The organism is Vibrio sp. RW (genome assembly GCF_027587105.1).
Classification (GTDB): domain Bacteria; phylum Pseudomonadota; class Gammaproteobacteria; order Enterobacterales; family Vibrionaceae; genus Vibrio; species Vibrio toranzoniae.
The window spans coordinates 166,135-179,894 of the sequence record NZ_JAPPTM010000001.1; the positions used below are offsets into that span (position 1 = coordinate 166,135).

Genomic DNA, 13,760 nt, shown 5'->3' on the forward strand with positions numbered 1-13,760 from the left:
TAGCTCTAGAAAAACCTGCTTAGTAAGTTGCAGTATTAAAACGTCTTGCGATCAACTTAGTGAGTGTGTTGATCAGCAGTACAAGAACAATCAGTACTGTTGCTGTGCCGTATGCTTGATTCCATTCTTCAATGGTAAACAGTTCGGTCGTTAACTTATATAAGTGAACCGTTAGTGTACGACCAGAATCCAATAATGAATCTGGGATACGAGCAACCATACCTGCGGTCAAAAATACTGGCGCAGATTCACCAATTACACGACCAATACTAAGAATGACCGAAGTTAAGATACCTGGCATTGCACTTGGAAGTATCAAACGCCAGATTGTATATATTTTAGAAGCTCCCAAACCATACGAACCTTCACGGTAAGTTTGAGAAACAGCCATCAACGCTTCTTCTGTGGTTCGAATAATCACCGGGAGAATCAGGATACTCAAGGTCAACGCACCCGATAGGATAGAGAAGCCTAAACCTAAAATAGCTACGAAGAATGTCATACCAAACAAGCCGAAAATGATCGACGGGATACCCGCTAACGATTCTGTACAAAAACGAATGATCTTAACCAAACGACTGCCAACTTTTGCATACTCCGTTAGATAAATTGCCGTCATAATGCCAAGTGGAGCGGCAACAGCAATTGAAGCGATAACCATATAAATCGTAGAGATTATCATCGGGAAAATACCGTGCTCATCGCCAGTGCGAGTGTAGTCATCAGTAATGAACTTCCAATCTACGTGTTGTAAACCGTTAGATAGGATGTACCACATAATCCAGAACAGGAAGCCAACAGTTAAAGCGGCTGCCGCCCAAATAAAGCCACTTAGAACTACATCTGTACGTACACGTGCTTTCTTTAATGCGACTCTATCCATCTTGCTGCCTTGTGACATTATTGTTTTAGCTTGAGGTGTTACGTTATTTTCTAAAGACATAATGTTTACCTCGCCTTCTCGCGGTTCAAGTAAAGGAGAATCGCATTTAGAGACATAATGAAAATAAGGAGAACAACACCCGTTGCGTATAGTGCACTTGCGTGAACACCACTTGCGTAAGACATTTCAATTGCAATATTCGCGGTCAGTGTACGAGCAGAATCCAAAATACCTTCTGGCATAGCTGGAGCATTACCCATCACCATGATGATTGCCATCGTTTCACCTAGCGCACGACCGATACCCAAAATCACACCAGTCATAATACCTGAACGAGCAGCAGGAACGAGCAGCTTAAAAATGGTAAAGATCTTTGAAGCACCTAACGCTAAAGAGCCTTCTTTATATGTTCTTGGCACGGCACGAATGGACGTTTCTGACACCGTGATTACTGTCGGAAGGATCATCACACCGAGTACAATGATTCCCGCCAAAATGGTGTTACCCGCAGGGACTTGAAATACGTTTTGTATCAAAGGGACAATAATGACGAGGCCAAAGAAGCCGTAAACTACTGATGGGATACCCGCTAACAATTCAACAGCAGGGCGAATGATGTCTGCCAGACGCTTTGGTGCAATTTCCGCAATAAATATTGCCGTTAGTACACCAATAGGGACACCAACAACGACCGCACCTAATGTTGACACGACAGAAGCTACAATCATGGTAGCAACACCGTAAAGTGCAGGTGGTAGCCAGTTTTGCCCTAAAACGATACCTGATAGGCCCGCTTCTTGGAATGCGGGGATACTTTCTTTAACGATGAAGTAAGCAATAACAGCAAGAGATACAATGCCGATAATTGCGCTTGTAAGAAATAAGCCGTGAAAAATACGCTCTTTCCAATCTACACGCTTCTTTTGACGTAAGCTGCGTTTCAGTTGAGTCGCTTCGCTATTCATAAGCTGTTCACTATTCGTTGCGATGGTCATAACAAGTCTCACATATCGATAATCCCTAGCACGCAACATGAGCGCATGGGGTTAACTCGAAGTGGGATAGAAAAGGCTCAGCCTGAAAAGGTAGGCTGAGCAATATTATTAATTTAGGTTTAGATTAGTTAATTGAGATGTAGCCGTTGCTCTCAACTAAAGACTGAGCTTCGTCTGTTAGCATCCAATCTAGAAACTTTTGAGTTTCAGAAGAAGGCTGGCCTTCTTTATAAAGAACTAGGAAAGGGCGAGCTACTTTGTAAGAGCCGTTCTTAACGTTGTCCACAGATGCTTCAGTACCGTCAATTGCAAGCGCGTTTACTGAGTTATCTACTGTACCTAGAGAGATGTAGCCGATTGCGTAAGGGTTAGATGCAACCATTGTTTTTAGTGCGCCGTTACCGTTAGCAACTTGAGCACGTTGAGAGATTGCTGATACTTTCTTACCAGAAATCTTCATTTTAAGAGACATGATGTCTTCGAATGCACCGCGAGTACCAGATGCTGTATCACGAGTGATTGCTACGATTGGCTTGTCTGCACCGCCAACGTCTTTCCAATTTGTAACTTCGCCTTTGTAGATAGCTGTTACTTGCTCAGCGGTTAGACCCGGAAGGCTATTCTTAGGGTTAACAACGACTGCGATACCATCACGAGCAACCACTTCTTCAACTAGAGTTGCTTCTTTTTCGCTGTCTTTAAGGTTACGAGAAGACATGCCTAAATCTGCACTGCCGTTCTTAGCCGCTTTAACACCAGCCGAAGAACCAGGGCCTTGCACTTCAATAAATACATTTGAATTCGTTTTCATGTATGTTTCAGAGAAAACTTCCATCAGTGGAGTCACGCTGCTTGAACCAACTGCTGAAATAGTTTCTTTAGCTGAAGCTGGAGTCACTGTTAGTGCACCTAGAAGGGCGATTGCACCGATAACTGTCTTTTTCATCACAAATTTCCTTTAGTGGCGTTATTGCCGTAATGTTATGTTTTGCTTGAACGGTGCCCACTTTAGAATCTGAATGTGACAGTTGTGTTTCACTAAATTGAAGCCTATATGACAACTACAGATTAATGACTCATTTCTCCCCTACTCCACCAGTTGATAGTCATAGCCATTGATTCACTTATTCCATCCATTTCTCGCAAAAATCTAATTGCTCAACTTCAAGTAACGGCTTTACTTATCTCGAACCCTTGCCACTATTTCTTACTAAACAGCCATAAATTAATGATCGAAATATTTAGCAAACTGCCATTTAAAACGAGAAATAATAATGCATATCAAATATCTATCGCATTTATCAAAGCAATAGCCATTACTGATTGAATTATCAATCTTATTAGTTAAAATCGCCAATCAATCCTAATAAGAACAATTCTCATTTATTCGTTTATTCAAAGAGGGACAATACATGCGCCAACTACTCAGTGGCTTATCTATAAAAATACAGATTCTTATTCCAGTGCTATTTTCCGTTGTAGTACTTTTAGCGGGCATCATTATTGGTGGTGATAAGCTGGAAAGCGCATTTAAAGATGTATCAACAGCAACGGACCAACTCATCCTACATAAAGAAGAGCTTAGCGAAATCGTCGACAACAGCTACGGTATGCGCATTAAAGCAATTTACAGTCTATTTAACGCTGATGATGTAAAAACTCTAGTAGAAACGCTTAACCAAAAGCGTGATCAGAATACTCGCCTATTGGATTCATTGGACACCGTACAAGGAATGCAAAACGAAGTCGCGGGCATGCGTAAGGCCATGGAACACTACGTTGATTTCTCACGTAATACGATGCTTCCTCTATTAAGAATGAAACACAACACCAACGCCCAGCCTTCCGATTTCGATGCTCGTTATCAAGCTGCCACTGACCAATACCGTCACGCTGGCAATGAAATGGTCAAAGCAATCAACCTGCTTTCAAAACAACTTAACCACCTCGCTACTCAAGCAATCAGCGTGAATGGTCAGCAACACACCAACACACTGGATACCGCCACCATAGCCCTGCCAGTGGTTCTTTCTATTGCATTAGTCATCAGTTGGACGCTTGCAGGCATCATTGTTAAGCCGCTGAGCAATATTCAAGAAACCATGCGCGAAGTAGCCAAAGGTAACCTACTGGTTAAAGCCGAAGAGTGTGGAGATAACGAAGTATCACGCCTTGCACAAAACGTAAACACATCCATTGAACAGTTAAGAGAAACCGTCAGTTCACTGTCTCGAATCAGTATCGAGGTTGCCTCAGCATCGACGGAGTTGGCAACTGTGATGACTCAATCAAGCGCCAACTCAGACCAAGAAAAGCAAGAAGTCGAACAAGTCGCTTCTGCTGTAAACCAACTTGAGAGCACAGCATCGCACGTTAACGAAAATGCGGTACAAGCCGATTCGGCTTCGAAACAAGCAGATGAAATGGCGGCTCACAGCATGAGCTTGTTCAATGAAAGCAGCCAAGCTAACGAACAAATGGCTATTCAACTTAGCGAAGCCGCTAACGTTGTAAGCACACTGAAAGAACACTCTGAACAAATTGGGAACGTCATCGAAGTGATTCAAAGCATCTCAGAACAAACCAACCTGCTTGCGCTGAATGCAGCCATCGAGGCCGCTCGCGCAGGTGAAAGTGGCCGTGGTTTTGCCGTAGTTGCAGACGAGGTACGATTACTAGCGGCTCGTACGCAAGATTCAACCAAAGAGATACAAACAATTATCGAGGGCTTACAGGTTCAATCAGGTAACGCAAACGAGAGTATGAACAGTTCACTGTCAATGCTACAGCGTAACCAACACTTAGCAGGTGAAGTTAGCTCAGCGCTTGCAGGCATTGCCAACTCAGTAACAGATATGACAGAAATTAACACTCAAGTAGCCTCTGCTGCCGAAGAGCAAAGCCAGGTGACATCAGACATCAACCGCAATATCTCAAACATCTATAGCTTGGTGAGCCAAAACGTAACCGGTATTACTCAAGCCGCAGCAGCGAGCTACGAGTTATCTAACCTAGCTGAACAACAGAAGCAGCAGTTAGGCTTTTTCAAAGTATAAGGTTCGAGGTTTAAGGCTCAGGTGTAGCCAAAACCTATAGAACAAAAAGGCCGTGGTAAACCACGGCCTTTTTAGTAGAACATTACTCGATGATCATTCCGCTACCAACAAAACACTAAACTTATATTCCGCAGCGTTGTACTGGTAAACCTCACCATTAATTGAATCAAGCGTCACTATGTTTTGTCCATCACCCGCTGGAGTCGAACTCCATAAATAAGCGGCTAGGTTACCTGTTTCAAAATTGAACGTATCACCGAACACTTTGGTACTCATTGCAGGAGAATGGCAAGCCACTTCTTTTAAAGATACCAACTCTTTAATATTTGGCATACGCCACTCTTTCTGCCCAGCAAACTGATGCAAAGCATGATGACCGCTCTTATCATTAATAGATTCGACCATAACAAGAGCACTCTGCCAGTGATACGTTTCGGCAGTTCCTTCACAGGATAAAGACTTTGCATCCCAGGTTTTTCCCAGTTGACAACGCATCCAAGTCAACCCCGTCGATTCATCGCTAAACGTACCGTTATCATTCGCGATGTAACGCGAACTAGCCGCAGATTTCTCCATATCTAAACTGCACTCTTGTGCCATTACACCCGCAGAAAATAGACCAAGTAAAGTTATAGTTAGTAAGTTTTTCATCGCTATTTACCTTGTAGTGAAACTAGACGAGCAGGGAATTGGTACGAGTCATTATTGGCTGAAGAATCAACATCACCTGAATAGATTTCAAGAGGACCAACGTTTCCTCTATCGGCCCCCTGGGTACCAATTTCGTTATAATAGAAGCCACCTTCAACGGCAGTGTTCGTATATAGGTTATAAGTAATGGATTGAGTCCATACCGAACCAGTATAAGTCGTATATTCAATACCAAGAGTCTGATGTGGGAAGTACTTGTAAGTTAAACCGTAAACTTCACCATCTTTATTTTTTTCGGTTTCGCCAAAATCGAGAAGGTTGTAGAACTCATGGAACTTTGGCAAACGCCAGTCTGACTTGCCACACAAATTAATGGAATTAATATATTCAACATAGTCTTGGGTAGTACAAACGTGATCGCCTTTTGTGTGACACGTGGCTAGGGCAACATCCTGATCATAAGGTGTTACTAACCCAGGTAATTCAAGTGCTAATAGACGGTCTTTGTATTGCAGTGAATTTTCATCGTCCGTTTTAGATTCCCACACCAAACCACTGCGTTGATCCAGAACACAAGACCACTGGGTCGCATCATCAGCAAGCACCTGACCACTTGAATCTAACTTTGCGAACTGGAAACCATTGCCAGTTTGGGCATTCAACTCTGTTTTATCAAAGCCATATCCTGCATCTTGACCTGGGAAGGAGCTCTGTGGCTCAACGACATCTTGTTTGTCATCGATATCTGAGAAATAGCGTAAAACACCAGTATCATTCAATGCTGTCGCAGCTTTTAGCTCTCCTTCGAGGAAATTTGCAAAAGCCGTAATTTGGTCAGTATCTAGGATTCCCCACACATAATCGGACGCACTCTTATCAAATTTCGCACTCAATTGAGCCAGCATGAATGCACGATTAGAGTGTTTAAATGCCTTAATAGTTGATACGACATTTTGTTCCAGACTCGCGAGTTCAGACGCAGATAAATCGTCTTGAATATTGCCAGAGATAGTGATGCCACTTTTCGCCAACTGCGCTTTTAATTTGATATTGGCATTCTCAATTGTCAGTCCATCAGCCACATAACCCGCAAGTAGTGAGCTGATACCGTTAATCTCATTTCCAGACGTCTTTTGAAAACCTGGGGCTGCAATGTAAGCGTAAGACGATGCAGAACCACCCGAGCTATTGGCTGCTATACCCGAATCCACTTGAGCTAATAAAGGAACCGATAAAATCGATTTCTTAGTGCTGGTGATACTAAATTCGCCACTCGTGTTTGCCGTCGAACTTGGTTCCCCACTATCACACATGTAGTTTTGATTTAAGTCTGCGCAGACCTTACTTTGTAAATCTATATTCTGTGCTGTCACTGTACCTGACACTGTATAGGTTGGTGCTGCTGATGCAGAGGTATCGGAACCGCCTGAACCACCGCAGCCAGCAAGAGCCAAAGAGATGGCCAAAATTGTCAATTGAGGTTTCATAGAGTTATCTTCTTGTTTTGTTTTTAAAGAGCCTTGCCATTGAAGACAAGTAACGTATAGAAAATGACCTGCTGAACGAGAGCAAGGACATGAATAGAATCAATATGGGTGAAGCTGAGCCACCAGAATCGCCACTAGCAACGACGGGCTCTTGCGGTGAAACCGTCGTTTCGCCACATTCGTATTTCGAAATAGCGCCGAGTCCCCAACGCTTTAGGTTCCCAGTTTCACCATTCACATAATCGGCGATCTCTAAACGCCAAGACCCGTTAATCGGCTCACCCGCAAACGAATCAAGAACCGAGTCATGCTTGAGTGTGAAGTAACCATCAAAACCAGAAAATCGCGTCGAATTATGGTTAAGCAAATCGACTCGTGTTCCCTTCGGTGAAATCAAAGTGACCACTAAATCGCTCAAACGAGGGTGCTCGATATCTAAATACAGTCCGAAATTCTCGTCTGCGATCTGACCCGTTCCATTTAGAATGAAATTGAATGTTTTAAAGCCAACGGTCGGCTGATTTGTCGAGCTAAATCGACTATCAGGAAGGTAGCTGTTTACTTCTTTGATATCGGATTCGAGTACAGGTAAGCCATAAACAAGTGACAAATCATGTTGCCAGTTTTGTGATTTCAGTGCGTCACTGTATCGATAGTCAACACTCGTATTCATGGTGACTGAAGAACCACACATCTCGCCTTTCGGAAGTGTCGCTTCAATCGTTAGTTGGTTAACCGGAGGGCTAACAAACGACTTCACCAATTCAGAAATATTGATCTGACCATCGAGCTGAGCATGCCTTAGCGCTGGATATATATCGATCGTCAACGCTTTATCTGGATCGACATAACGGCTAGCAACCTCTATCTTGAATGGTTCTATGATCAACCCATGCACATCAAATTTTTGCTTCAATATTTCGGCGTAATCTCTATTTGGATACAACTGCTTAGCCGCAAACAGTGTGCTCTCAGCTAGGTTATGCATTTTCAATCCACGACCGAGGCCGTACATAGACTCCAGCACGATTGAATCAAACTCCTTAAAAGCAACGTCTCCATACTGTTCGACCGATGCTTTCAGGGCTTGGAATAGTGGCGTTGACCAAAGTTCATCCCCTAACTCACCCGCAACACTTTCATGAGGACGATACTCCGCTTGTCTAAAGTAGCGTGCTCTTTGGTTCCACAAGCTACGAGTGGTCTTCCTTACACCAAAGTACCCATCCCAGTTAAAAACAGTATCTATCTCGAACTCTTGTCCTCGAGTCTGGGCATTTTCATACTGAGTACGAAAACTAAAACTCCCCGCCCAGTAGTCTCCAAACCCTTCACCGATGGCACCTGTATGCCCATATGCCCAATCTTTCACGATGTGATAGTGAATCCCATGGCCCAGCTCATGCAAAATCACATCACCGTCTAATGCGTCTGGAGATCCCCCGCCGATACCAAACAAGACGGCTTTAGGACCGTAATAATAGGTTGAGTTGTCTGCTGATAAGCCTCTGCCATCAAACTCAAGAGGTGAATCAAACACATCAAAACCTAAACTACTGATATAGCGTAAAGACTGGTCAAGATGAGCAAAAACCATTAATTGCGAGAATCGAGTATCTTGCCAATCTACATTGTGAAGCTCGTTCAGATCAGCAAACTTTGTGACACCTTCCGCGGCGAGAAAATTTGAGCTGTCACGGTCTGTTACCGAGCCAGAATCAGGATCAATAGAGAACAAAGCCGTGGCATCAACTTGGGATACGCGAGCATTAGTAAGGTAAATACCATCGCCATGACGCAATACCTCCACATCAGTTTGAACATAATGTGGAACATTCGGATACTGGCTCACATCCGTTAACAAACGTTCTGGTGGTGCCGCTCTGTCCATGGTTCTCAAATCAGGGCTGAACACATTCACGTGAGTCGACACAACTTGTCCACTGCTTAAACTTGGCGCGTGCTCTGCCTCCAATTGGCGGGGAGCTTCCAGTTCGGCGGCCGTTGTTGGCTTTCCATTCAGTAACACGGTATTTTCTAAACTTCTGAAAACTCGTGAGACCTGTTCATCTGTGTCAGTTGATAAAACAACGGACTTTTGCGGTTGATATTCACCTTCAATTAGCACATCAAAGTTATAGTGATGCCCTAATTTAGACAGGCTTTCATAGCGAAACCTAAAAGTACCCACCTCTGGGTAAGCTTGTTCTAAATAGGCTTTAGCTTCCTGTTGCGTTGTCACTACCGTATTGCCACTCGGGTAATCCCACTCAGCAGCAGAGCTGGTTACTGATGCTAATAATAGTGCTAAGTAAAGAGGACTCTTTTTCATATATCCTCCTTAAAATGCGTACTTGGCGTTGACGGTGAAGTAACGACCAGGTTCTGTGGAGTAGGTTTTATTGCTGTTCGCAATACCCGCAACGTCTTGGTAACGAATATATTCTTTGTCGAATAAGTTCATCACATTGGCACTGACATCCAAGCCAAAGTTCCAAGAGTAACTTACCCCCAGATCGACACTTGCCCAGCCAGAGGTGGTCGCACAATCAGTAACGATACCTAAATCATCTTCACATTGAGGTGCGTCATCCATCGCTTGTGCCCAATTAACTTGTGCATACGCTGATAATGCGTTGTCATCATAAGTAACGCTGGCATTGCCTTCCCAAGGCGTTAGTGTGCGAACTTTTTCGCCATCCTCATCTTCCCCATCAACATAACCGGCTTTGGTACCCACACTCCAAAACTCGCTTAAGCGGTGCGAGATAGAAGCCTCAATACCATATGTCTCGACTCCATTTACATTTTGGTATTGCTTGTAGTAGTTACCCGTATTTGAGTCAGGGACAAATGTAACCTGCTTCACGTCGATAAAATTATCGAACTTCTGATAAAAAACGGCGGCGTATAATTGCGTCTGTCCATTGTCAAACTTACTGCCTAATTCAAATGAATCACTGGTTTCGGCCTCTAAATCCATATTTGGCACAATGACAAATGGGGTAATTGGGACAAAATCATGATTCTGATAACCATAAATTTTGTCATAGCCTGGTGATCTAAACCCGTGATCGTACGAAAGGTAGGTATTTAATGATTCCGTTAGCTGATAGCCAACCGATAAGCTAGGAGAAAACTCACTCGAATTTTGCTCCTTCACTTCATAGCCATTAATCGAGTTCTGTGATTCAGGCTTCAACTGGTGTAAATCAAAACGGGCACCTGCTGTCACAGTCCAATCATCAATCTCAATCGCATCACGGATAAAAGCAGCAAAATTGTACGAACGAGCTGGAGCAAAAGGCACATCCGTGTTAAGTGACACTCCATTCCAGTCTAAAACAGAAGATTGGCTAGGGCGCTCATGAAGGTTCGACTCCATATTCAAACCATAAGACAGCGTATGACTCATGTCGTGATGTTGAAATGCGCTAATAAAATCAGCGTTTGCACCCAGAAGTTGATCCGTAAAACCACGAAAATCAATCGTTCTACGTAACTCAGAAACGTTGTTGTTGGTTCGAGACATCAAACGATTGGTGGTATCTTCATTAGTCATATCGCGCCAATAGATCTTGGCATCTAATTCCTCAAACCAAGTATTGGCAGGTAGGTACTCAAACCCCGCATACGCAGAAAACGTCTCGGTATAAGACTGTTGATCAAAATCTTCAGTGTCCCATTTTCCGTCTTTTTGGATCTTAGAGGATCCTTCTTTTCGACTTAGATTATCTTTGTAGTACTCAACATTGCCTTTGAACATCAAGGCATCACTTGACCAGTAATTCAGGGTGTAGCCACCACCGACGCCATCGATACTTCGGTTATATAGGTCTTCATCAAAATTACGGGTTTCTTCACCTTCCCAATAAGAAAGATTGACCAAGCTTTCGAATTTCCCCGAACGGAAGGCAAGGTTTGTCGCGCCTTTGTATTTATTACTGATACCGGTATAGGTTGCAGAGACGTCACTATAGAAATCTTTGTCGTCGAGGTATTCTCCCGGCTTTTTCGTCCTAACCACCACGACGCCACCGATAGCGCCTGAACCGTAGACGGATGAACTCGCCCCTTTTATAACCTCAATACTTTCCAAGTTAGACATATCAAACGAGTTACGCCCTATTTTGTCGTTGATGTCATTTGCCCCAAAGCCATCAGCAGACTTTATTCCGTCTTTCACAATCAAAATCCGGTTGCCTGTCATACCGCGAATCGTAATGTTTTGAGGTCGACCAGCTCCCCCAGAAACACTGACTCCAGGTTCATTCTTTATTGCATCATAAAGCTCTGTTGCGCCTTTTTTCTCTAGATCTTCACCCGTGATCACGGCTACTGAACCTGCGACTTCAGATAACGGTTGCTCTATTTTTTTCGCCGTTACGAGCACTTCTTCAAAGTGGTATACCTCAGATTCGGCGTGCACGACGTTGACAGCAAGTACGCTCAGTACTGCCGCTGATAGGGGGGAAAGCTTCATTTACTGCTCCGCTTTAATGTCTTTCAGGGTAAGTGATAAAAGGAATGCGTATTCAAACGCTTGTTGTACTAAGGAGCGTCTTCTGTCTGTCGAATGTCCTTGAGTAAAGTTTGTCGACAATAGATAAGGCCCGTTTCCAGTCGTTAGCTCGCTTAATTTTGCGTAATATTTAGCCCCTTCCCAATAGGGAACGCGGCGGTCGTTAAGACCAACTTGAATCAATATCGGTGGGTAATTTTGTTCACGAAGGTTTAAAAAAGGATCGTATTGCTGCATCACGTTCAATTCGTCAGTAATGTGTGGATTTCCCCACTCACCGTACTGCTGAGCAGTTAAAGGTAACGACGAGTCAGACATGCTATTCACAACATCAACAAATGGCACTTTCAGGACCGCACCATCAAACAAGTCAGAAGCCTCATTTAATGCTGCAGCAACCAGAGTGCCTCCAGCACTTCCCCCCATCGCGTAAATAGATCGCTGACCTTGGTGATACATTTTCAAATCTCGCGCAGTGGCAACGAAATCCGAAATGGCATTCTTTTTGTTTATTCCTTTCCCAGCTTGATACCAAGACTCATCATAAAATCCGCCTCCACGAACATGTGCAATCGCATAAATAACACCTTCATCAAGTAAGCTCGTAATTTGTGGCATGAAATAGGGCTTCATCGTCACGCCATAAGCCCCGTACCCGTACAAAAACACAGGCGTGGTATCGGTAAGTTTATCTTTACGATAAGCCAAAGTGACCGGGATCATTACCCCATCAGAGTCCACCATAATTTGCTCTGTGTGATATTTAGATTTTTGATATTCTGGGTAATGATCCTGAGAGAAGACTTCTCGTTTTAGAGTGCCAGTGTTCAACCGTTCCCACTTTGCTGGCTGAATCAACGACATACTACGAATGTGCAATTTATTACTTTGATAGTCACCCACTTGGCTTACCCAAGCAACTTGACCCGGCTTTGCTAGCAGCTGACTTGCTCGATGGCGGTTATCCGTATCGAAAAAGTGTAAAGACTGAATTGCTCCACTTTGACTAATAATCACGACACCAGACTCAAACAAGTAAAAGTTACTGATTCTAGCCCCGTCATTCGGTTCAAAGATAACTTGCCAATGATGAGTATTCGAAGCTAGGTTGAGCGGCACGGAGTAAAAAGCAAAACCATGGCGAACATGGTTGCTATTCGCGAACAAAGTAGAACCAACAACATCAACGTAGTACTCCACCCCAGTTTTACGTGACAAAAGCGGTTTGGAGAGCTCGCCTGTATCAAGGTTTAGTAGACGTTGCTCGCTGGAGTTTTCACTGTTTGCCTGAACCACAGCAAATTGCTTATCACTGGAAAGGTAATACGAAAGCAACCATGCGGAATTTGCCTCTTCAATTAGGCGAATTGGCTTTGACTTGTTTAAGGAATATTTCGTTAACGCAAAAGGTCTAGACGTTTGCTTATCAAGTTCAATCAAATACAGAAACTGACCGCCTTTCGACCACGCCAGTGAGCGGTCTACATTTTGAGCAATAGGTGTCACTTGATGAGTTTTAAGATCGACAACACTCACTCGGTACTGTTCTGCACCGCTTACATCCTCTGCTATTGCAAGCTTTGTTCTGGTTGGGTCTAATGCCCAAGCACCGAGCTGGTAATAGTCGAGATCAGCAGCTCGAGCGTCAATGTTAAGCAACTCGGTTGAATCTTCACTCCCAACTAATCGAGACAGTAAGGTTCTTTTACCATTCCGGTTTAGGATCGCATACTCATACCCACTGATTTCCTGCCATGGTTTATCGGCACGTACCGGACACTTGTCTTGCCAATCTTGTTGTAGAGATTCACTCAGAGATCGAATTTTTTTTTGATACAGATGAGTCCTATCATTTTGCTTATAGAGATAATCGAGGGCTTTGCTAGCGCTACGTGAATCATCCTTAAGCCAAGAGAACTCATCAGAAGCGCTAACCGTTCCCGAGAGTGCGAGAACAAAAACTAACAACACAAACGCTTTCATAAATACAACAAATCCACACGCTAATTTAATAAATTTCGCGTATACTGCACCCAAACGATAATGAGATCAATTATCATTTACATACTTATGTGACAGGGATCACGGGTAATGTGTCAATTAACGATCGGTTGGGCTTGCAATGAACTGAAATATTGGAGGGGTAATGAGTCTACGTGGTTGGGA

Annotated in this window: 9 protein-coding genes; 1 reads left to right on the forward strand and 8 read right to left on the reverse strand. The window is 43.6% G+C overall.

Features of this window, described 5'->3' with window-relative positions; genetic code table 11:
• Positions 1-19 precede the first annotated feature (19 nt).
• The 3 genes from pstA to OCT63_RS00700 all read right to left on the reverse strand — a co-directional run bounded on the left by pstA (position 20) and on the right by OCT63_RS00700 (position 2,824).
• A complete protein-coding gene (gene pstA / locus OCT63_RS00690; RefSeq protein ID WP_029627204.1) occupies positions 20-883 on the reverse strand; it encodes a phosphate ABC transporter permease PstA in 864 nt (287 codons plus the stop codon).
• 65 nt (positions 884-948) lie between these two features.
• Entirely contained in the window at positions 949-1,878 is a 930-nt protein-coding gene (gene pstC, locus OCT63_RS00695; protein WP_017057899.1) for a phosphate ABC transporter permease subunit PstC, read from the reverse strand.
• Between the two features lie 124 nt (positions 1,879-2,002).
• Positions 2,003-2,824 carry a phosphate ABC transporter substrate-binding protein gene (locus OCT63_RS00700; RefSeq protein WP_017057898.1) on the reverse strand — a complete coding sequence of 274 codons (822 nt, stop codon included), beginning with the start codon at positions 2,822-2,824 and terminating at the stop codon, positions 2,003-2,005.
• A gap of 466 nt (positions 2,825-3,290) precedes the next feature.
• On the opposite strand from OCT63_RS00700, the gene OCT63_RS00705 reads away from it, so the two are divergent.
• A complete protein-coding gene (locus tag OCT63_RS00705) occupies positions 3,291-4,934 on the forward strand; it encodes a methyl-accepting chemotaxis protein (protein WP_269983013.1) in 1,644 nt (547 codons plus the stop codon).
• Positions 4,935-5,027: 93 nt separating this feature from the next.
• Here OCT63_RS00705 and OCT63_RS00710 read toward each other — a convergent pair whose 3' ends face one another.
• Genes OCT63_RS00710 through OCT63_RS00730 form a run of 5 tightly spaced genes read right to left on the reverse strand, consistent with a single transcriptional unit; the run spans position 5,028 to position 13,577 of the window.
• Positions 5,028-5,585: an Lcl C-terminal domain-containing protein gene (locus OCT63_RS00710; RefSeq protein ID WP_017057896.1), complete on the reverse strand. Its 558-nt coding sequence runs from the start codon at positions 5,583-5,585 to the stop codon at positions 5,028-5,030.
• Positions 5,586-5,587: 2 nt separating this feature from the next.
• A complete protein-coding gene (locus OCT63_RS00715) occupies positions 5,588-7,072 on the reverse strand; it encodes an Lcl domain-containing protein (protein ID WP_269983014.1) in 1,485 nt (494 codons plus the stop codon).
• A gap of 4 nt (positions 7,073-7,076) precedes the next feature.
• Positions 7,077-9,404, reverse strand: a complete 2,328-nt coding sequence (locus OCT63_RS00720; protein ID WP_269983015.1) for a proprotein convertase P-domain-containing protein — start codon at positions 9,402-9,404, stop codon at positions 7,077-7,079.
• A gap of 9 nt (positions 9,405-9,413) precedes the next feature.
• Positions 9,414-11,555 (reverse strand): TonB-dependent hemoglobin/transferrin/lactoferrin family receptor, encoded by a 2,142-nt coding sequence (locus tag OCT63_RS00725; protein WP_269983016.1) that lies wholly within the window; start codon positions 11,553-11,555, stop codon positions 9,414-9,416.
• Positions 11,556-13,577, reverse strand: coding sequence for a prolyl oligopeptidase family serine peptidase (locus tag OCT63_RS00730; protein WP_269983017.1), 2,022 nt, complete (start codon positions 13,575-13,577; stop codon positions 11,556-11,558). It lies immediately after the preceding gene.
• Positions 13,578-13,760: the final 183 nt, after the last annotated feature.